Source organism: Desulfuromonas versatilis, from assembly GCF_019704135.1.
In the GTDB taxonomy this organism is placed as follows: domain Bacteria; phylum Desulfobacterota; class Desulfuromonadia; order Desulfuromonadales; family NIT-T3; genus Desulfuromonas_A; species Desulfuromonas_A versatilis.
This window is the reverse complement of the sequence record NZ_AP024355.1, coordinates 3,010,936-3,030,910: the sequence shown is the minus strand read 5'-3', so window position 1 is coordinate 3,030,910 and position 19,975 is coordinate 3,010,936. Positions and strand designations below refer to the sequence as shown.

Annotated in this window: 17 protein-coding genes; 10 read left to right on the top strand and 7 right to left on the bottom strand. The window is 63.9% G+C overall.

Translation table 11 applies throughout. The features are described 5' to 3' along the window. The first annotated feature begins 82 nt into the window (after window positions 1-82). From DESUT3_RS13665 to DESUT3_RS13625, 9 genes are all read left to right on the top strand, one after another. Window positions 83-2,080, top strand: coding sequence for an ATP-binding protein (locus DESUT3_RS13665; RefSeq protein ID WP_221249036.1), 1,998 nt, complete (start codon window positions 83-85; stop codon window positions 2,078-2,080). Then, on the top strand, window positions 2,062-3,411 hold the full coding sequence (locus tag DESUT3_RS13660; protein ID WP_221249035.1) for a sigma-54-dependent transcriptional regulator: 1,350 nt from the start codon (window positions 2,062-2,064) through the stop codon (window positions 3,409-3,411). Before DESUT3_RS13665 ends, DESUT3_RS13660 begins: the two co-directional genes overlap by 19 nt. Window positions 3,412-3,571: 160 nt before the next feature. Continuing rightward, window positions 3,572-4,891 carry a CDP-alcohol phosphatidyltransferase family protein gene (locus DESUT3_RS13655; RefSeq protein ID WP_221249034.1) on the top strand — a complete coding sequence of 440 codons (1,320 nt, stop codon included), beginning with the start codon at window positions 3,572-3,574 and terminating at the stop codon, window positions 4,889-4,891. Window positions 4,892-5,333: 442 nt separating this feature from the next. After that, on the top strand, window positions 5,334-5,597 hold the full coding sequence (locus tag DESUT3_RS13650) for an AbrB/MazE/SpoVT family DNA-binding domain-containing protein (RefSeq protein ID WP_221249033.1): 264 nt from the start codon (window positions 5,334-5,336) through the stop codon (window positions 5,595-5,597). Then, the gene (locus tag DESUT3_RS13645; protein ID WP_221249032.1) at window positions 5,594-6,001 is read left to right on the top strand and encodes a putative toxin-antitoxin system toxin component, PIN family; all 408 of its coding nucleotides are present in this window, start codon (window positions 5,594-5,596) and stop codon (window positions 5,999-6,001) included. Before DESUT3_RS13650 ends, DESUT3_RS13645 begins: the two co-directional genes overlap by 4 nt. Window positions 6,002-6,329: 328 nt before the next feature. After that, window positions 6,330-6,857, top strand: coding sequence for a DUF1579 domain-containing protein (locus DESUT3_RS13640; protein ID WP_225911511.1), 528 nt, complete (start codon window positions 6,330-6,332; stop codon window positions 6,855-6,857). A gap of 137 nt (window positions 6,858-6,994) precedes the next feature. Further along, window positions 6,995-7,975, top strand: a complete 981-nt coding sequence (locus DESUT3_RS13635; RefSeq protein ID WP_221249031.1) for a Vgb family protein — start codon at window positions 6,995-6,997, stop codon at window positions 7,973-7,975. Between the two features lie 33 nt (window positions 7,976-8,008). Next, complete coding sequence (locus DESUT3_RS13630) at window positions 8,009-8,830, top strand: alpha/beta fold hydrolase (protein WP_221249030.1); 822 nt, start codon at window positions 8,009-8,011, stop codon at window positions 8,828-8,830. Between the two features lie 94 nt (window positions 8,831-8,924). Further along, a complete protein-coding gene (locus DESUT3_RS13625) occupies window positions 8,925-9,434 on the top strand; it encodes a GNAT family N-acetyltransferase (RefSeq protein ID WP_221249029.1) in 510 nt (169 codons plus the stop codon). 116 nt (window positions 9,435-9,550) lie between these two features. Here the strand turns inward: DESUT3_RS13625 and DESUT3_RS13620 are convergent, their stop codons facing one another. The 7 genes from DESUT3_RS13620 to pfkA all read right to left on the bottom strand — a co-directional run bounded on the left by DESUT3_RS13620 (window position 9,551) and on the right by pfkA (window position 19,533). Then, window positions 9,551-10,054 (bottom strand): YqhA family protein, encoded by a 504-nt coding sequence (locus DESUT3_RS13620; RefSeq protein ID WP_221249028.1) that lies wholly within the window; start codon window positions 10,052-10,054, stop codon window positions 9,551-9,553. Window positions 10,055-10,195: 141 nt separating this feature from the next. Beyond that, entirely contained in the window at window positions 10,196-12,565 is a 2,370-nt protein-coding gene (locus DESUT3_RS13615) for a cation:proton antiporter (RefSeq protein WP_225911510.1), read from the bottom strand. Window positions 12,566-12,591: 26 nt separating this feature from the next. After that, window positions 12,592-13,473, bottom strand: a complete 882-nt coding sequence (locus DESUT3_RS13610; protein ID WP_221249027.1) for a universal stress protein — start codon at window positions 13,471-13,473, stop codon at window positions 12,592-12,594. Window positions 13,474-14,016: 543 nt separating this feature from the next. Beyond that, window positions 14,017-16,464, bottom strand: coding sequence for a mechanosensitive ion channel family protein (locus DESUT3_RS13605; RefSeq protein WP_221249026.1), 2,448 nt, complete (start codon window positions 16,462-16,464; stop codon window positions 14,017-14,019). 182 nt (window positions 16,465-16,646) lie between these two features. Further along, window positions 16,647-17,621: a lytic murein transglycosylase gene (locus tag DESUT3_RS13600; protein WP_225911710.1), complete on the bottom strand. Its 975-nt coding sequence runs from the start codon at window positions 17,619-17,621 to the stop codon at window positions 16,647-16,649. A 241-nt stretch (window positions 17,622-17,862) separates the two neighbouring features. Then, complete coding sequence (locus DESUT3_RS13595; RefSeq protein WP_221249024.1) at window positions 17,863-18,456, bottom strand: superoxide dismutase; 594 nt, start codon at window positions 18,454-18,456, stop codon at window positions 17,863-17,865. A gap of 114 nt (window positions 18,457-18,570) precedes the next feature. Continuing rightward, on the bottom strand, window positions 18,571-19,533 hold the full coding sequence (gene pfkA, locus DESUT3_RS13590; protein ID WP_221252556.1) for a 6-phosphofructokinase: 963 nt from the start codon (window positions 19,531-19,533) through the stop codon (window positions 18,571-18,573). A 201-nt stretch (window positions 19,534-19,734) separates the two neighbouring features. On the opposite strand from pfkA, the gene DESUT3_RS13585 reads away from it, so the two are divergent. Next, the gene (locus DESUT3_RS13585; protein WP_221249023.1) at window positions 19,735-19,965 is read left to right on the top strand and encodes a hypothetical protein; all 231 of its coding nucleotides are present in this window, start codon (window positions 19,735-19,737) and stop codon (window positions 19,963-19,965) included. Window positions 19,966-19,975 lie beyond the last annotated feature (10 nt).

Here is a 19,975-nt window from a genome sequence, read left to right as displayed (position 1 = left end):
ATTCAGCAAGGTTTGCGGGGGTGCTTCGGCACCCCCGTTTTTTTCTCCTGTCGGTGAATTAATCCTGGGCTACAATATATCGATGCAACCTGCTGCGAATACTGAAAAACAATCCGCCGCCCGCTGGCGCTTCTCGATCCGCGCCAAGATGCTGGTGGCTTTTGTCGGCCTGGCCCTGGGGCCGATGACCCTGCTGGGCAGCCTGATTCTCTACCAGGCCGAGCGGGCCCTGGGCGAACGGGTGGCGGCGGAGCTGCGGGTGGGGGTGGAAGCCGCCGCCGCGGCCCTGGAGACGCACCTCGGCGGAGTGCGCCGCGAGGTGCTCTCCCTGGCCAGGTTTCTGCAGCGGCGCCTGGAGCCGAGGATGACCGAGGCCCAGTGGCGCACCGTGGAGGAGGAGTTCCTGCAGATCGTCCGGGCCGAACGGGCCTACTACCAGGTGCGCTTCATCGCCGCCGACGGCATGGAGAACCTGCGGGTCAACAACCAGGCCGGGGAGCTGGTCCTGGTCCCCAAGGAGCAGCTTCAGTACAAGGGCGATCGCTACTATTTCCGCGAGGCGATGGCCCTGGCGCCGGGGCAGGCCTACCTCTCGCGGCTGGATTTCAACGAGGAGTTCGGCGTCATCGAGGAGCCCCGCCGCCTGGTGGTGCGGGTCGCCGCGCCGGTGGCCGGCCCCGGCGGGGAGCTGCGCGGGGTGGTGGTGATCAACGTGTTCGGCGAAGAGCTGCTCGATGCCCTGGAGACGCTGCGCCCTTCGCCGGGGATCCGCGTGGTGTTGTTCAACGAGGATAACCGCTTCGTCGAGATGGAGCAGGCTGGCGGCGCCCGCCGCTTCCGGGCCGGGTCGGTGGAAGAGTTGCAGCTCTGGGGGCGGGGGCTGGCGCTGCGTGACGAGGCCGCGGCAGGCGGCGCGGTGATCCGCTCGGGCGACTGGCTGCTGGCCTCGGCCCCGGTTCAGGCGGCGCCGGACCGCCTCTGGCAGCTTGCCAAGGTGTACCCCAACGAAGTGCTGGCTGCGGACCTGCGGCGGATCCGCGAGACCTCGCTGCTGGTCGCCGGGCCGCTGGTGCTGCTGGCAGCGCTGCTGGCGATGCTCGCCGCGCGCAGCTTCAGCCTGCCGATCCGCCAGCTCCTGCGCTTCGCCGAAGGGGTGGCGGGCGGCGATTACCGGCGGCGCTCCGAGGTGCGCTCCCGCGACGAGCTGGGACAGCTCTCCGCGGAGCTCAACGCCATGGCCGCCTCTCTGGCCGAGTCGCGCGAGCGCCTGCTCGACTGGAACCGCAACCTGCAGCGGCAGGTCGACCAGAAGGTGCAGGAGCTGCGCCGCACCGAGGCCGAGGCCGAGCAGGCGCGCAAGGCCATGGCCAGTCTCGAAAAACAGCTGATCCTGGCCGACCGCCTGGCGGCGCTGGGCATGCTCTCGGCCACCGTCGCCCACGAGATCGGCAATCCCCTGGCGGGCCTGAAGACCCGTCTGCAGATGCTGCGGCGCAAGGCCGAACCCGACTCGCCCCTGGCCGCGGACTTGGAGAAGATGCTGGCCCTGGTGGAGCGGCTCGGGGCGTTTCTCGGCCATCTCACCGGCTACGTCGCCCCCCGCCAGGCGCAGCAAAGCGCCGAGGTCGATGTCTGCCGGGCGCTGCGCGAGGTGGAGTTCATCCTCAAGGAGGAGGCCGACCGCCGCGGGGCGCAGCTGACCCTCGACATGCCCCGCGAACCCCTGCCGGTCTGCTCCCGCGAGCAGTACCTGCACCAGGTGTTCATGAACCTGGTGCTCAATGCGCTGCAGGCGGTGGGGGAAAAGGGGATGGTGCAGGTGAAAGCCCGCCGCGGCGGTGGCCGGGTGCGGGTCGAGGTGCGCGACAACGGCCCGGGGTTCAGCGCTACGGACCGGGACAGGATCTTCGAGCCGCTGTTTACCACCAAGCCCGAGGGGACGGGGCTGGGCCTGGCCATAGTGCGCAAGCTGGTCGAGGAGCTCGGCGGAACCGTGGAGGTGGCCAATCATCCCCAAGGGGGCGCCGTCGCCCAGGTGCTGCTGCCGGAAAGGAGGGCGGAATGCGGGGAAGAATCCTGATCGTCGAGGACGAGGAGTTGGTGCGCGAGAGCCTGGTGGAGTTTTTCGCGGAGGAAGGGCTCGAGGTGCAGGGGGTAGCCAGTCTCCAGCAGGCCCGCGCCCATCTCTCCCGCCAGGCCTTCGACCTGGTGATTCTCGATCTCAAGCTGCCCGACGGCTCGGGGTTGGAACTGCTCCGCGAGATCCAGGGGAGCGAGGGGCCGCAGGTGGTGGTCCTGACGGCCTTCCCCGAGGTGCAGACGGCGGTGCGGGCGCTGAAGCTTGGGGCTTTCGACTACATCAACAAGCCCTTCGACCTCGAGGAGCTGCAGCTGGTCGCCGCCCGTGCCCTGGAGGAGCAGGCGCTGCGCGAACAGGTCGGCTCCTTTCGCCAGGGGCAGCAGCATCGCCTGCGCGGCTCCCTCGACCGGCTGGTGGGGGCCTCGGCCGCGCTGGAGCGCATCAAGCGGGAAATCACCCTGGTGGCGGGCTCCAAGGGGACCACCGCCCTGGTTTTGGGCGAGAGCGGCGTGGGCAAGGAGCTGGTGGCCGAGGCCATCCACTACCTGAGCGAGCGCAGCGACGGACCGCTGCTCAAGGTCAACTGCGCGGCGATCCCCGCCAACCTGCTGGAGAGCGAGCTGTTCGGCCACGAAAAGGGCGCCTTCACCGACGCCAAAACCAGCCGCAAGGGGCTCTTCGAGCTGGCCCACCGGGGCACCCTGTTTCTCGACGAGGTGGGGGAGATGGCGCTGACCCTGCAGGCCAAGCTGCTGCGGGTGCTCGAAGACCGCCGGGTCACCCGGCTCGGCGGCCGGCGCCCGGTCCAGGTCGACGTGCGCATCGTCGCCGCCACCAACCGCAACCTGGCCGAGCGGGTGCGCGAGGGGAGTTTCCGGGAAGACCTCTTCTACCGGCTCAACGTGTTCCCCCTGGTCGTTCCGCCGCTGCGCGAGCGGCCGGAGGATATCCCGCCGCTTGCCGAGCTGTTTCTCAAGGAGTTTCTCGCCCGCGCCCCGGGCAAGGACTGCCGGCTGGGCGAGAGCGCCAGGCAGAGCCTGCTGGCCCAGCCCTGGCCGGGCAACGTCCGGGAGCTGCGCAACATCATCGAACGCACCCTGCTGCTGCACCCGGGGGGCGTGATCGAGGCCGCGGACCTGCCCCTTTCGCTCGCGCCGTCCCCGGCGGGGGAGGCGACTGGCGCCGGCGGGGGGACGCTGGCCGAGGTCGAGCGCGAGCATATTCTGCGGGTCTACCGGCAGAACCAGGGGAACAAGACCCAGACCGCCGACCAGCTCGGGATCAACCGCCTGACCCTGCGCCGCAAGCTCAAGGAGTACGGGGTCGACTGATCTGCCCCCTCATGAATTGCGCGGGCCGGGCTCCTTCCGAGACGCCGTTTCGCGCAAAACCAATTTCGCCTTTGAATACCGCCGGCAGGATGGCATAATGGAAGAATTTGGACGGGGCGGGTTGCCGCCCCCTTGATTCCCTCAATTTTTCCAGGGTGATATGACAACCAACAGTGCCATTCTGATCGAGATCGCCATCCCCGTGCTGCTCATGCTCGGCCTCGAGCGGTTCGCCGTCGCCCGCTTTCTGCGCACCCCCGCCCAGATCGCCTGGGTGCGCCGCCACGGCTGGCTCCACCCCAACTCCATCAGCCGCGCCCGCTATCCCATGGGGGTGATTTCGGTGATCCTGCTGCACCTGGGGTTCCCCCGGCTCTGCTTTCTGTTTTTCACCTTCTGGATGATCACCGACATCACCGACGGGGAGATCGCCCGCAAGTGCGACCTGCACACCGAAGAGGGCGAGACCATCGACCCGCTCTCCGACAAGCTCATGTACTCGCCCATGCTGATCTACCTGGCCTGGCTGGGCTGGCTCGATCCGCTGCTGGTCGGGCTGTTTCTGAGCTTCGACATCGTCGGCCAGTTCTCCCGCAACTTCATCAAGGTCAAGGCGGCCAACCTGTTCGGCAAGGCCAAGACCTTCCTGGTGGTGGTGCTGCTGATCGTGGTGGGGCTCGAATGGATCTACGGGCCGCTCCCCCTGTTGGCCCGCACCATCCAGCCGCTGCTGGGGATTTGCGCCGCCCTGGCGTTCTGCTCGCTGGCCTTCAAGCTGATCCCCAACTATTGGTACGCCAATATCCTGAGCATCATGAACCTGGTGTGCGGCCTGGGCGGCTGCTGGGTGGTGCTGGCCGGCGGCCCGCCGGTCTATGCCCTGGGCCTGGTGTTCCTCGGCCAGTTTCTCGACCTGTTCGACGGCCGGGCCGCCGAGCGCTGGGGCTCGACCCCCAAGGGGGAGATTTTCGACGACGTGGCCGACGGCACCAGCTTCGGCCTGACCGTGGGGCTGATCGTCGCCACCTGCTTCACCCAGCTGTGGGTGGGGGTGCTGATCGGCGGCCTCTACCTGGGGGCGGTGGTCTACCGCCTGATCCGCTTCGTGGTCGAGAAGCGCAAGCAGGGGATCCTCGGCGGGGTCGCCACCTTCTCTGGTCTGCCCTCGCCGGCCGGGGCGCTGGTGGCGGGGACCACCTGCGTGCTGGTCCCCAGTCAGGCGGTCAACGGGGTGATCGTGGTGGCCACCGCCCTGCTGATGATCTCCCGCGTCCCCTACGCCCATTTCGGCCGCACCATCCTGCCCAAGATCCCCAAGATCGTGCTGGTGCTGGTGCTGGGGGCGTTCCTGTTCCTGCTCGCCCAGGGGGTGCGGCGCGACGAGTACCTGGCTCCGTTGCTGCTGAGCTATGTGGCGGCCCTGAGCTACCTGGCCTCGCCCCTGTGGCGGCTGTTCAGGAAACCTTCCCCCAAGACCTGAGGCTGCCGGCTTAAGGCCAACGCCCCCCGTTCCCAGCGGGGCGGGGTGTTGGCCTGGCCAGGCATCTCTCGCGTTCGGCGACCAGGGCCTGCCGGCCCAAGCGGCAGCGCGCCGGCCAGCACCCTTCCCAGCTCTCTCTTCATAAGCCTCTCCTGAAACGCTTGTTCCTGCCGAACTGCTCCCGGTCGCCGCGGTCATGGGAAACCTTTAACCGTGGATCCCGGCCTGTCAAACCCCTGGGCCAGTTTCTGCGGGCCTCCGGGGAGGAGGACGACCACGCCTGACCGCCAGTCCCGCCCGGGGGGAGCCGGTTAGCTGGTGGTGGGTTGGGACGCAGTGTATGCCAGGGCATCCTCCTTTTGTCTGCGTGAGGCGGATGGGCCTTGCCCCTGCTCCTGGTCACCGTTATAATCTTACTGGTAAGAACATCAAGGAGGATGCCGTGGGAACAGTAGCAACAACCAGAATGTCGTCCAAGGGGCAAGTCGTAATCCCCGAAGAGGTACGCAAGCGGCTCAATCTTAAAGCCGGGGCCCAGTTTGTCGTGGTGGCGGAGAATGACGTTGTCATCCTGAAGGCGATCTCACCGCCCCCGCTACAGGAGTTTGACGACCTCATCGCAAAGGCCAGGCGGGAAGCCAAAACTGCCGGGCTCAAACAAGCCGATATCCAGGAGGCAATCGCCAAGGCGCGAGGGCGCAAGTGAGAATCGTCCTGGATACCAACGTATTCATTTCGGGGATTTTCTTTTCCGGGCCTCCAAACCGGATTCTTCAAGGCTGGAGAGATGGCAGGGTTCAGCTGGTGCTGACGCCCGAGATTTTTGAGGAATACCAGAGGGTAGCAGCAGTATTGCATGAAAAGTTCCCGGCGGTGGATTTAACCGGATTGCTGGACCTGGTGGTCGTAGAAGCCGAAATGTTCCAGGCTCAGCCACTCCCGGAATCGGTAAGCGCAGACCCGGACGATGATAAGTTCATTGCCTGTGCCTTGTCCAGCGGCAGCAGGTTGATTGTCAGCGGTGACAAACACCTCCTCGATGTCGATGGTTACCGGGAGATTGAAATACTCAAGCCGAGGCCGTTCGTGGACAGGTATTTGGCAGACTGACCCTTGGAGTTGCAGAGAACCAGGCCAATCCAATTTCTGACCAGGCAGGGTTACAAAGGACGAGCCCGGAGTGGTGTACTTGCGATTTGAATCTGCCGGGTTTCCAAAAATAACTACTCAAAATAAATCAGCCTGGAAAATAGCACGAAAGAACCAGTCACGTAGCCTGATAGCGTTCCACTCGTGCTGCACAGAATCATTTTCCCCTCTTGACGTGCCGCACCGACCGATACTTGAAGAGGAGGTACAATCAAGCTAAGGGGAATAGGGGGACGGTGGCTTCAAGGCCGAATCCCTTCAGGGTTAATTGGAACACGGAGACGCTATCATGGAAAACAAGCAGGGCACGGAACGGGCCGGCATGCCCGAAGGCTCGGGGTTGATGGCTCAACCCCAAAAACAGCACCGGTGGCTGGCAAAATTTTTAGGCGAATGGGATTACCAGGTCTCGGCGATGATGGGGCCGGACAAACCTCCCGAAACCTTTTACGGGACCGAGCGCGTGCGCCCGCTGGGCGATTTTTGGGTGCTGGCCGAGGGGGAGGGTGAGATGGGCTGCGGCGGAACCGCGACCACCCTGATGACCCTGGGCTACTCCCTGGCGACCAGGCGGTTCGTAGGCACCTGGATCGGGTCGATGATGCCCCATCTCTGGGTGTACGACGGCGAACTCGACGCAGCCGAAGGGGTACTGACCCTCAACGCCCAAGGGCCCGACATGGAAGGCAGGATGTCGAGTTTCAGGGATGTGATCGAGTTTCGCAGCGATGACCAGCGGGTGCTGACTTCGTACATGCTGGGTGCCGACGACAACTGGCAAGAGATCATGTCGGCAACCTATCGGCGGAAAAAATAGGACTGCGGTCCGTCGAGCCCTCGGGCGGACAGCGCCGAACCAATTCAAGAAGGATACCCGGCAAGGCGGGCCCTTGGGTATAATGGACCGTGAAAGGCGGCTGAAAGGAGAATTTTCGACCGGGGGAGGATTGCGTCATGATCAGGCAATTGCTGCTCGTGGTTTTGATTCTGGGGCTGAACTGCCCGCACCTGTTGGCGGCGGAGGTGCAAATCCGGGAATGGGCTCTCCCGACGGCCCGGGCGTTTCCCCATGATCCGGCCGTGGCTCCCGACGGCGCTCTCTGGTACACGGGGATGCAGGCCAATCACCTCGGCCGGCTCGACCTCGCCAGCGGCGAGATCCGCGAGTACCCTCTACCCACCCCCGATTCGGGCCCTCACGGGCTGGTGGCGGACCGGCAAGGGAACATCTGGTTCACCGCCAACGCCAAGGGCTATATCGGCAAACTCGACCCGCGCAGCGGCCAGGTGAGAGAATACCCCATGCCCGACCCCGCGGCCGGTGACCCGCACACCCTGATCTTCGATGCCAAAGGGATTCTCTGGTTCACTATCCAGCGCGGCAACTTCGTCGGCAGGCTCGACCCGGCCACCGGCAAAATTGATCTTCGCTCCTCTCCCACCCCCGGCTCCCGGCCCTACGGCATCGTGGTGGACTCCCGGGGCGTCCCCTTCTTCTGCGAATTCGGGACCAACAAGATCGGGCGCATCGACCCCGACACCCTGGCGGTCACCGAATACCTCCTGCCCGAGGGGGCAAGGCCGCGGCGCATCGCCGTCACCCCCGACGACCTGATCTGGTACACCGACTACGCCCGCGGCTACCTGGGGCGCCTGGACCCGAACACCGGGAAGGTCAGCGAATGGCCCTCGCCGGCCGGCGGCAGGGGCGCGCCCTACGGCATGGCTTCCACTCCGGACGGGATGCTCTGGTACAGCGAATCGGGCGCCGACCCGAACACCATCGTCCGCTTCGATCCCCGCACCGGGAAGTTCGCTTCCTGGGCGATTCCCTCGGGCGGCGGGGTGGTGCGCCACATGGTGGCGACGCCGCAGGGGGATCTCTATCTTGCCTGCAGCGGGGTGAACAAGGTTGGCGTGGTGAGTGTCGAGTAGGGGCGGGGGCTCCCCGCCCTGGGAGCGGATTTCATGAGCGAATGGAGCTTGCCGGAGTCTTTCGATTTTCAGGGGCGCAGGGTGCGCTACGGCATCCGGGGGGAGGGGCCGCCGCTGGTCCTGGTGCATGGCACGCCCTGGTCGTCCTTCAATTTTCGTCATCTCATTGCGGCGCTGGCGGAAGACTTCAGGGTTTACTATTACGACCTGCTCGGTTACGGCCAATCGGACCAATCACCCGGCGATGTCTCGCTGGGCATTCAGAACCAGGTGCTCGCGGGGCTTCTGGATTTTTGGAAGCTGGAAACGCCTGCGATCATCGGCCATGATTTCGGCGGGGCGACCCTGCTCAGGGCCCACCTGCTCGATGGATGCGATTTCAAGAAGATCGTGCTTATCGATCCCGTCGCCATCTCGCCCTGGGGATCGCCCTTTTTCAGGCACGTGCAGCAACATGAAGCCGCCTTCGCCGGCGTTCCCCATTACATTCACGAGGCCATCGTTCGGGCCTACATCCAGACGGCGGCCTTCAAGCCCATCGCCGATGAGGTTTTGAGCCGGATGGTCTCCTTCTGGCAGGACGGCGGCGGACAAGCGGCCTTCTACCGGCAGATCGCCCAGGCCGATTCCGCCTACACCGACGAGGTCCAGCCGCTCTATGGCAACATCTCCCGGCCGGTGTTGATCCTGTGGGGACGGGAGGATCGCTGGATTCCCGCGGAACAAGGCGAAGCCCTTAAAAGCATGATTCCGGGAGCGGCTCTGCAGACGATTGCGGAGGCCGGTCACCTGGTCATCGAGGAAAACCCGGGGGCGCTGGTGGCTGCGATTCGCGGATTCTTGGCGCACCCCTGAAAAATTCCCGGCAGCCCCGCGATCCGGTGATACATTGCCGGTTACCCCCCATAAAACAGCTTCCGCCAGGGGTGCGCTCAGCCAAGAGGACGTCATGGACAACCTGCAGATTCGCCCGGAAGAACCTTCCGATATCGATGTCATCCGAAAAGTGGTCGCCGGAGCCTTTCAGGAACATCCCCACAGCAATCAGACGGAGCATCTCCTGGTCGACGCCCTGCGAGCGGCGGGCGCCCTGACTCTCTCTCTGGTCGCCGTTCTGCGCGGGCAGATCGTAGGGCATATCGCTCTATCTCCGGTGACGATCGACGGCAGGGCTTGCGACTGGTTCGGCCTGGCGCCGGTTTCCGTGCTCCCCCTTTACCAGGGGCAGGGGGTTGGCGGCAGGTTGGTCCAGGACGCTCTGGAGCGGCTGCGGCTTCTCGGTGCGAAGGGATGTGTGCTGCTCGGGGAGCCGGGATACTATGGCCGTTTTGGTTTTGAAGAGAAGAAAGGGCTGACCCTTGCGGGTGTTCCGCCCGAGTATTTCCTGGCCCTTTCATTTACGCAGGACCCTGTGCAGGGGGCGGTGGATTACCACCCGGCTTTTTCGGTTTGTGCCTGAACGGCTAGGGGGAGGGGAGAAGTTCTCCGCAAACAGGGGGACAAATAGGGGGACATAATACCTGATTTTCACATCGAAATTGGTATTGTCCCCCCCCATTCCGTGCCCCCCCTGGCTCAGCCGCCGGCTTCGCCGGCCCCTCCACCTTTTTTCCCCTTGCTGCCCAGAAACCAGGTCAACGCCGCGATGACCAGGGCGATGCCGGCACCAAAGCCGAAGAGGTCGCGCACGCCGTCCCAGGTCACCACCTGGCCGAGAAAGGTGACTGCCAGCACGACGATCACCACCCCGACAAGCTTGTTCTTCAGCCCGTCCAGGTCGTGGATCTCCAGCCAGTGCGGCAGGACCAGGGTGTCGTCAATGAAGAGCTCATAGAGGCCGAGGGCGACAATGTAGAAGACGGTGCCGAGCAAAAAGAGGTCGACCATCTCGATGAAGGCCAGCGCCAGAGCCTTCGCCCCCTTCGGCGAGACCTCGCCGTAGGTGATCGTCTGCTTGATCAGAACGATGACTTCGATGCCGCCGTAGACCAGCAGGGCGGTAGCCGCGAGGAAGGCGCCGGCGACGGCGATGAGGATGAGGATGAGGTAGCGGCTTCGGCCGAGGACATCTTTGACCATGGGGGGAGACTCCTTGAGAGGATGGTATTTTTTCGGGTGGCGGGATTGTAACGGCGAGGCAGGGTTAAGGCAAATGTATACAGCTCGGTGCGTCAGCTTCCTTTTTCGACAGCCTTCCCCCGACTCAAGGAAGACGGGTCATCACCCGCCCTGGGTAGCCTGGGGCCATTGGAAATCCGTAAACCATCGCTTGAAATGACGGACCTGTTCAGGCGTTCCGAGAACGAGCAATTCGTCTCCCTCGTCAATGATTTGACCTCCCTCCGGGTTTTCAATCCTCTCGCCGGACCGCTCGATGCCGACCACCAGCACCCCTGTCTGCCGCCGGATTTGCAGATCTGCGAGGGAGCCGCCCTGGTGCGGTCCGGGGGGGACCACAATTCTCTCCAGACGGGCTTGGTCGAAATTGGAAAACCCCTCCGCTTCTTGTAGCTGGCCGAGCCCGGTTCGCGCAGCGGCGATCTGCTCGGGCCTTCCGAGCAGGAGCAGTCGGTCTCCCGGATAGATTGCTTGCGTCGACTCGGGTGCGATGATCGCATACCCCTGCCGATCGATTTCCACAATGGTGCAGCCGAACTCTGAGCGTACCCGCAAATCGGCGATGCTGCGACCAACACAGGCCGCCCGCGCCGGCACCAGAAACTCCTGGACGCTAAGGCCCCAGGACCCGGTTTTTTCCAGCCAGGGCGTGGCTGGCGAAGCTTCAAGGTGTTTGACCTCGGCAAAGACGTCCCGAAGATCGCTCTGCCAACGGCTGTGCAGTTTGATGAGGCGCCGGTAGAAAATACAGAAAATGAGGACCAGCACCACCGCGATGACGATCCATGCCCAACGCGGCAGGGACTCGTAGGGCAGGATATAGGCGAGCCAATATCCAAGGCCAACGGCGTTCAGACCCTTGAGGCAATTCTCGACCAGGGGGCCGGGAACCCGGCTGCGCTTGGTGGCCAGTTCGGCGAAAATCATCGCCGTCGCAGCGAGGTTGCGCCAGATAGCAATGAGAGGGAACAGCACCATGATCCCGATCGCCGCCCAAAAGAGAAGCCCCGCCGTTTCGGGTCTCCACGTCACCGCGAGGGGACTCTGCAGAAATGCCCCCAGCAGTCGCTCGGAGAAAATGAGCAGTCCGGTGATGAAGAGCATCTCCAGGGCAACCTGTGCCAGGCGTTTCTTGCTCAATTGCCACCAAACGCGCCCTGCATGCGCGCAGGCGAGTTGAGCCAGCCAATTGTGATAGATCGCCAGGGCGCGGTGAAACAAGCGCGGCTCAGCCCTTTCGATTTTCACCAGGAGCGGCTCGGCCCAGCGGTTAATCAGCGGAGTCAGCAGCACGGTGAGAATGGAGACGCCGACCGCGACGGAATAGAATTCGGGCGGCAGCACCTGCGCTCCCACCCCCAGCCCGGCGATAACGAAGGTGAACTCTCCAAGGGGCATCAGGGCGAGGCCAGCCCGGCGTGCCTCACGGGGGGGCGTGCCGACAACCATCAGGGCAAGGCCCGTGGAAAGGGCGCGGGCCGCCATCGTAAAGACGGTCAGGGCCAGGATCCAGAACCAGACTCCCAGCATCAGCTTCACCTCGATCATCATCCCGATGGAGACGAAGAAGACGCTGCTGAAAATATCGCGCATGCCGGCGAACGATTTCTCCACACCGCCGCGCTGCGGCATCTCGGCGACAATGGCGCCAAGGAGAAAGGCGCCAAGGGCGAGAGAGTAACCCGACTTCACAGCGGTAAGCGCAACAAAAAACAGGACGCCGGCCACAATGATCGTCTGCAGCTCGGGATCGGCTTTGCCGTCAAGGCGCTGCAGGAGTCGGGGAATAATGAGGAGGCAGGTGATGCCCAGCAGCACGACGAAGGCAAGCAGTCCGACCAGAAGCGTCCCGATGGCCGGGGAGCCCGCTTCGGCGGAGGCAACCTGGGCGCCGAGAACGGCAAGCATGACCACCGCGACGATGTCCTCGAGCACCGTAACCCCCAGGGCCAGTTGGCCGGAGCGCTCGTGGAGGAGGTTCAATTCCTTGATGATCTTGGCGATGACGGCTGAACTGGAAACCATGAACATTGCGGCGACGAAGAGGCTTTTCTCCGCTTCCCAGCCGGCGACCTTCCCCAGCAGTTGCGTCAGGTTGAGCACCAGGAAGGCACCGAGGCCCGTCGCAACCAAAGTCGACAACCCCATCTTTTGCAGTCGCGTGAGACTCAGTCCCAAGCCGATGCCGAACATCAGGAAGACCAACCCGAGTTGGGAGAGCGTCTGGATGCGCTCGATATCGCGGACGTAAGAAAATGGCGGAGTGTGGGGACCGATGATGATCCCGGCGACCAGGTAGCCGACGATCACCGACAGGCCGATGCGCTTGCACAAAACCCCGGCGATGCCGGCGCCGAGCAGGACAATGGCAAGATCTTGTATGAAGGAGATGCCGTCCATAATGTTCCAATAGCAGGTGGTTTTTTTAGAAGGGCTGCCAGTATTAATAGCGGCACCCGTCAGGTAGGGCACCAAGACGCCTTCGCCAGGATGGCGCTTCAGGGGAGCTCGAATTGAAACTCTGGCGACCTGACCGTGAGAATATCACAGGGGCCAGCACGCAATACATGTTCTGTCACGCTGCCCACCAACACTTGCCGGAGCCCCGAACGCCCGGTGGTCCCCATCACGATCAATTCGACATCCAGTTCCTTGGCAAACTTGATAATCTCGGATGCGGCATGGCCTTGGCGCAAATGTTGACTGAATGGAGGTAAGGCGATGTCATTCTCCTCGACAAATTTTTTCATCGAAGATTTCGCCATTTTCTGGGCCTCCTGTCGATATTGCTCCAGAACATCCTTTCCATAAGCGGCCATGCTCAAGCGTCCTTCCCCCCAAAAGCTGTAAACATGAAGCAGTTCGACACTGGCTTGGGGCGCCAAAGCAAGGGCCATGTTCAATGCGTCCATGGAAGCATCCGAGAAGTCGATCGGCACCAGAATTCGCTTGTATGGGCTTTTAGGCGGCTGCTTGGTCACCAAAACCGGTATCGGAGACTTGCGAACCAATTTTTCAGCTGTCGTGCCTAGAAAGTGGTCCCGAAACGAGGGGTTGTGGTGGGCGCCGACAACAATAAGGTCTGCCGGTATCTCTCGCGCGCTGCGAATGATGGAGACAAAGACCTTGCCCGTCTCTACCCGGCAATTGCCTTCGACTCCACCAGAGCCGGTTTTCTCCAATTCTTCCAGAAGTTGGTGCCTGGAGATTTCCTGGCTCCGTTCCAGGGACAACAACTCCGCGGGGGGCAATTCCTCGATGACGTGCACTGCCTCAAGGTGTGCGCCATGCCCCTGGCATATCGATATTGCTCGCTTCATGGCGACCCGTGCCGGTTCAGAAAAATCGGTCGCGGCCAGTACTTGGTTAATTTTTGTCATGGCGAAAAATTATCCTGTCCAGATTGATTTGCAAGGTGGTTACCTGTCTGCCTCTGGGTACATTTCCGCAATGATTGCTGGAAAAAAAAATTTCAAGGCGGCAGAGATTTCAATCCGCCAGGGATCAAGGGCTGAGGGACAGACCTCAGGCCGATCGGGGTTAAATGATTGCCTGGGCAGCAGGCCTGAACTTACTGGGAAGCATCCGACAGCAAGCCACCGTTGCAAAATGGTTGCAGGTCAATCTTGCCACCGCGGTCCGGCTTTTCCAGTTCCACCGGAGGGGCAAGGTGGGGATGCATATGTGAAATGATAACTTATGCCGGTTCCGATAATCCAGCAGGAGACAAAGGGTCACCTATTAAAAGGCACCGCTCAGGTTTCCAGGCGGTCAAGTTCTTGCGAATGCGCTTCTTATAACAACTAAGCACCAGAAACTGCGCTTGCCAAACGGACGTCGCTTGTAAACCGGTCCGAAAAAAAACGGCCTCCCAGGTTCAATGCCTCTTTGGGGCGAGAAGGTGAAGCTTCCGCTCCGCCGGATCAGGCCCCCGGCTGGGCCTGGTGGTCGGCCGCTCCGGCGGCCTCCCGGGGCAGGGGGGGACCCTGCCGCTCGAGAATCCCCTGTTCCACCGAGCGCAGGTGCAGGTCGCGCTGGGGGAAGGGGATCTCGATCCCGGCCTCGCGGAAGCGTTTTTCGATGTAGCGGCCCAGGTCGCTGCGCACCCCCAGGCGGCGGCCCACGTCGGCCAGCCAGACGCGCAGTTCGAAGTCGAGGGAGCTTTCGCCGAAACCCATGAAGATCGCCGCGGGTTCGGGGTCCTTGAGCACCTCGGGGTGCTGGGCGGCGGCCTCCTTGAGGATCTCCATCACCCGGTCCAGGTCGGTGCCGTAGGCCACGCCCACCGGGACGATGGCCCGGGCCATGGTGCTGGTCAGGGTCCAGTTGGTCACTTTGTCGGAGATCAGCTGGGAGTTGGGGACGATGATCTCCGAGCGGTCGAAGGTCTCGACGATGGTCGAGCGCAGGCCGATCTTCTGCACGGTCCCCCAGTCGGTCCCCAGGACCACGGTGTCGCCGACCTTGACCGGGCGCTCGAAGAGCAGGATCAGGCCGCTGACGAAATTGTTGACGATGTTCTGCAGGCCGAAACCGATACCGATGCCGAAGGCGCCGGCGAGCACCGCGAAGTTCTTCAACTCCATGCCCATGATGCCGATGGCGATCAGAAAGCCGATGGTCACCAGGACGTAGTGCAGCAGCTTGCGGATCGAGTCGCCGATCCCCCGGTCCATGCCGGTGCGGGGGATGAACTCGGACTCGAGAACCGCACTGAGCAGCTTGGAGACGACCAGGGAGAGATACAGGGCGATGGCAGCCAGCAGCACCATCTGGATGGAGAAGTTGTTCTCGCCGACGGAAAAGCCCATCTCCAGAAGGTTGCTCCAGGCCTGGGCGGCGGTGTCGTAGAAGCCCCAGACCGCCAGCGTCTGCAGCAGGGCGTAGCCGATCACCAGGATCTTCAGCACCCCCTTGAGCCGCTTTTCCAGCTCATGGCCGAAGCGGTGGAGAAAGGGGATGGCTTTGATGAAATCCTGGCGCCAGAAAAACTCGATCCCGCCCAGCCCGAGGCGGATCGCCATGGCGGCGAACAGCCCGAGAAAGACCGTCTGCACCGAGGCCTCGATCAGCCGCGAGGCGAGGTTGGTGTAGCCGGCCGCCTGGGAGACGAAGGAGACGGCGAGGATCGCCGCGCCGCCGCGCAGGGTCATGGTGAAGCCGTCGGAGCGCCCCTGCTTGGCGCGCCGGTCGCCGCCGGCCAGGATCAGCAGCAGGGGGATCCCCAGCAGCGAGAGCATCGCCAGGTAGAGGCGGTAAAGGGGCTGGGGGAGCGAGATGATCTGCAGCGCCAGCGAGAGGATCAGCAGCGCGGCCAGCAGGTTGACCATGAAGATCTTGCGCGGGTTGCGCAGCAGCCCCGAGATCAGCACCGCCGCCGGGAAGGCCGCCAGGCTCCAGAGCAGCAGCCGCCAGAGCCCGGGCGGGGTGGTGTAAAGAAAGCTCAGCGAACTGATCGCCACGAAGACCCCGGTGGCGAAGGGGTGGCGGAGGATGAACTGCCACTCCTGGGTCACCTGGGCGCGCTGGCCATGGCGGATGATGAAGACCCCCAACCCCGCCGCCAGCAGCAGCTGCAGGCCGAGAATCCACCCCTGCTCCTGGAGGAACTCGACGCCGCGGCCCTGGGCCGAGGAGATGCCCTGGGTGACCTGCTCGAAGAGCTCGGCGTTGAACTGCCGGTAATAATCGGGGCTGGCCAGGGAGCGGGCGGTCTTCTTGAACAGCTCCTTGCGCTGGCTGCTCAGGGTGGTCTCCAGCTGGTTGAGAATCTCCGCGGAGCCGGTCTGCAGGGTGGTGACCTCCTGCTGCAGGGTGACAAAGGGCGTGGATGTCTTCGCGGTGCTGGCGAGGATCTCCTCGATCATCCCACGGGCCTGGCGGAAGGAATCCTTCGGGGGCTGCATCGAGGAACCCTTCAGCGCCTCGTGCCAGCCTTCCCAGAACTCTTTGCGCGAGCTCCAGTCCTTGCGCAGGGCCTCCAGCTCGGCGAGCCGGGAGGAGAGGGTGTCGAGCAGCTTGCGCAGGGTGGCGCGGTGCTCGAGCAGCCGACCCCTGACCTCGAGCAGGCGGTCGCTGCTCCAGGTGCTCATTTCGCCGTACTCGGTGATCTTCTTTTTCAGCTCCTGCTGCTTTTCCTGGGCTGCGGCGATCTGGCCTTCGAAACCGGCGTTCTCCTGCAGCGAGGCAATGCGGGAGTCGGCCTGCAGGACGCTTTCGCCCAGCTGGGCGAGGCGCGGGACGATCTCCGCGACGCCGGGGAAGGAGACCTCAGCGGAGGGCGCCGGCTGCGCTGTTTCGTTCTGCTGGGCCAGAGCGGCCGGGGCGGCCAGGGCGAGAAGCACTAGGCAAAGGACAAAGAGGCGTTGCATGATCCCTCCGGGGATGGACGCGCGAATAGGTGGCCGATCAGCCAAAGCGGACTGCAGGCGCGATATTCTAGCAGTTTGGGGAAGGATTGCAAACCGGTAGGAAGGGGGCGGGCAGCGTTGAGCCCCGGGGGCCGGCTTTCAGGCCGGCCCGCTTGCGAAACCAGGGGAGGGGGCTGGCGCGGCTATTTGGCGGCGGCGATCCTGTCCGCCAGGTGGCAGACGGACATGGCGAAGAAATTGGAGCGGTTCCATTGGCGCAGCACCCGGTAGTTGGCGTAGACCAGGTAGGCCGGCGCCCCCTGGCCTTCGGGCATGACCAGGGCGGCCTTGCGGCTGTCCGGGCCTTTGACGTCTTTGAGCCCCAGCTTGCGCCACTCCTTGAGGGTGCGCATCCGGTCAGGGTCGGACTTGCCCTTGAAGCCCTTGGGCAGGCGGACCTTCTGCCCCCAGCCCTGGCCGCGCTGCCAGCCGGAGACGGAGAGGTAGTTGGCCGCCGAGGCCAGCGCGTCGGGCACCGAATTCCACAGGTCGGGCCAGCCGTCGCCGTCGAAATCCGTGGCGAAGTTCTGGAAGGAGGAGGGCATGAACTGGACCTGGCCCATGGCTCCGGCCCAGGAGCCATGGATCTCCGAGCGGGCGATGCGGCCTTGGTCGAGCAGTTGGAGGATGGTCAGCAGCTCGCCGCGGAAAAAGTCCCCCCGGCGCCCCTCGTGGGCCAGGGTGGCCAGGGCCCCCACCACCGGGAAGCTGCCGGTGCGGCGCCCGAAATCGCTCTCCACCGCCCATAGGGCGACGATGAACTGCGGGTCGACGCCGAAGCGGGTGCCGACCTGCTGGAGCAACTCGCGGTTTTCCTGGTATTTCTGCCGCGCGGTGCGGATTCGCGAGTCGGGCACCACCCGCGCCAGGTAGCGTTGCAGGCTAGGGCGCCCGCCTTTACGGGTGCCGGATTGGCCCTGGTCGAGTTCGATGATCCGCGGGATCGGCTCCAGCCCCTCCAGGTGGGTCCGCAGGGTCTGGGCGGAGATCCCCGAGGCCAGCGCCTCGCGCTCCAGCCCCTCGAGCCAGTGGGCGAAGTCGGTGCGGGCCGCCGCCGGAGTGCAGAGAAGTGTCAGAAGCCAAAAAAACGTACCCGCGATGACGGAAAAGTGACTCACTTTTGACAACTTGCGCCTCCATGGCTTGGGGCGGATCGCCCGATTTTTCAGTTATTCGGCGCCGCTGAAGGGCGGCTTGGAACCGACTTGCTCTTAAGCTGGAGCAAGAACAGCGCCAAGGCGTGGAACGAATGAGCGGAGGCTGGTGGAGGTTTTCCCCGGAAGGTTCGGGCGGCGGCCCCGGGGAGCGGGCCGCCGCCCTGGTCGGTGGTCTCTGTCGAGGGGACTTGCCCCAAGTGGGTCAGCCCAGGTTGGCGTTGACGAAATCCCAGTTGATCAGGTGATCGAGAAAGGCCTGCAGGAAGTCGGGGCGGCGGTTCTGGTAGTCGAGGTAGTAGGCGTGCTCCCAGACGTCGACCACCAGCAGCGGCTTGAGCCCCTGGGCGACGGGGGTTTCGGCGTTGGCCCCCTGGACGATCTCGAGCTTGCCCCCCTTGAGCACCAGCCACGCCCAGCCGCTGCCGAACAGGGTGGCCCCGGCGTTCTTGAAGGCCTCGACGAATTTCTCGTAACTGCCGAAGTCGGCCTTGATTTTGTCGGCGATCTTCCCGGAGGCCGGGCCGCCCCCGCCGGGCTTCATGCACTTCCAGAAAAAGGCGTGGTTCCAGGCCTGGGCCGCGTTGTTGAACAGGCCCTTTTTCGCCGGGTCTTTGGCGGCCGCCTGGATGATCTCCTCGAGGCTCTTGCCGGCCAGTTCGCTCCCTTCGAGCATTTTGTTGGCGTTGTCGACGTAGGCCTTGTGGTGCTTGCCGTGGTGGAATTCGAAGGTGCGGGAGCTGATGTGGGGTTCGAGGGCATTCTTGGCATAGGGCAGATCGGGATGAACGACAGGCATAAGCATCTCCTTTGCTCCAGATGAAATCGGCTGCGGCAGGCGAAGCGAAAACAGTTCAGGCACAAAGTGTATAGGGCCCCGGGCGGATTTCAAGGCTCCCTGATACCCGCCCGGCTAAATTCCCAGCACCTGCGAGAGGCTCAGCATGATCTGGTCGATGGGCCGCTTGCCGGCCTCGATCACCTGCTCCAGGGGGGTGAGTTTGAGCCCGCCTGCGGCCAGCCCGAGCATCTTGCCCCGTTCGCCGGCCAGCAGCGCCTCCACCGCGCCGACCCCGAAGCGCGCCGCCAGGATGCGGTCGAAGGCCGAGGGGGAGCCGCCGCGCTGGTAGTGGCCGAGAATCATCACCCGGGTTTCGAAGCCGATGGCGTCCTTGATCTGCTCGGCGATCTTCTGTCCGTTGCCGGCCCCTTCGGCCACCATGATGATGGAGTTGCTGCGCCCTTCGTCGAAGCGCCGCCGCAGGTGGGAGCAGACCTCGGCGATGTCGTAGGGGGCCTCGGGGAGCAGGGTGACCTCGGCGCCCGAGGCGATGGCCGCGGCGACCGCCAGGTAGCCGCAGTTGCGCCCCATGGTCTCGACCACGAAGGCCCGGTCGTGGGAGGAGGCGGTGTCCTTGAGGCAGTCTACGGCGTAGATGATGTTGTTCAGGGCGGTGTCGACCCCCAGGGACATGTCGGTGAAGGGGATGTCGTTGTCGATGGAGGCGGGGATGCCGATCACCGGCATTCCGCGCCGGGTCAGGGCCAGCGCCCCGCGCAGCGAGCCGTCGCCGCCGATGACCACCAGCCCCTGCACCCCCAGCGCCGCCAGGTTCTCGGCGGCCAGTTGCTGCCCAGGCTCTTCGTACATCTCCCGGCAGCGGGCGCTCTGCAGGAAGGTGCCGCCGCGCTGCAGCATGTTGCTCACCGAACGGGTGTCCAGGGGCTGGAAGTGGTTGTCGATCAGGCCGTGGTAGCCCTTCTGGACGCCGACCACTTCCAGGCCCTCGGCGAGGGCGGCCCGCACCACCGCGCGGATCGCGGCGTTCATTCCCGAACAGTCTCCGCCGCTGGTGAGCACGGCGATTCGTTTGATTCCCATCGGTAAATCTCCTGGCTTGAAGGTATCCTGGCTGCCTTGGGTGTATCGATTGCGGGGCCGGTCCGGGCCGGGGCCTTGGGCTGCCTTGACAGGGTTGGGGCTACTGATATTCTTGGCTTAGGCCAGTGTCAAGCAGCTTCTTCTCTCTGTCGGCTCCGCCACTGTCGGCGGCTGCCAGACTGGAAAGGTGCCCGGATGAACGAGATCGCCCTCGAGGAACGGATCAGTCGCTTGGAGAAAGAGTTGCTGCTGGCCTCCGACGATACCGAGCGCCGGGTCTTCGAGCTGCGGATGGAGGTGGATCGCCTGAAGCTCGAGGTCGCCGCCCTGAGAAATTTTCTGGGGACCGTCAACCCCTCCTTCGCGGAGCAGTTTCCCCAAATTCTCGACCAGACCATTCGCGAAGTCAATCCGGAATCCGATTGAACCGCCCGGG

Coding starts and splice junctions, on each gene's coding strand:
- DESUT3_RS13665 (WP_221249036.1), top strand. CDS start 83: ATGCAACCTGCTGCGAATACTGAAAAACAATCCGCCGCCCGCTGGCGC.
- DESUT3_RS13660 (WP_221249035.1), top strand. CDS start 2,062: ATGCGGGGAAGAATCCTGATCGTCGAGGACGAGGAGTTGGTGCGCGAG.
- DESUT3_RS13655 (WP_221249034.1), top strand. CDS start 3,572: ATGACAACCAACAGTGCCATTCTGATCGAGATCGCCATCCCCGTGCTG.
- DESUT3_RS13640 (WP_225911511.1), top strand. CDS start 6,330: ATGGAAAACAAGCAGGGCACGGAACGGGCCGGCATGCCCGAAGGCTCG.
- DESUT3_RS13635 (WP_221249031.1), top strand. CDS start 6,995: ATGATCAGGCAATTGCTGCTCGTGGTTTTGATTCTGGGGCTGAACTGC.
- DESUT3_RS13630 (WP_221249030.1), top strand. CDS start 8,009: ATGAGCGAATGGAGCTTGCCGGAGTCTTTCGATTTTCAGGGGCGCAGG.
- DESUT3_RS13625 (WP_221249029.1), top strand. CDS start 8,925: ATGGACAACCTGCAGATTCGCCCGGAAGAACCTTCCGATATCGATGTC.
- DESUT3_RS13620 (WP_221249028.1), bottom strand. CDS start 10,054: ATGGTCAAAGATGTCCTCGGCCGAAGCCGCTACCTCATCCTCATCCTC.
- DESUT3_RS13610 (WP_221249027.1), bottom strand. CDS start 13,473: ATGACAAAAATTAACCAAGTACTGGCCGCGACCGATTTTTCTGAACCG.
- DESUT3_RS13605 (WP_221249026.1), bottom strand. CDS start 16,464: ATGCAACGCCTCTTTGTCCTTTGCCTAGTGCTTCTCGCCCTGGCCGCC.
- DESUT3_RS13595 (WP_221249024.1), bottom strand. CDS start 18,456: ATGCCTGTCGTTCATCCCGATCTGCCCTATGCCAAGAATGCCCTCGAA.
- DESUT3_RS13585 (WP_221249023.1), top strand. CDS start 19,735: ATGAACGAGATCGCCCTCGAGGAACGGATCAGTCGCTTGGAGAAAGAG.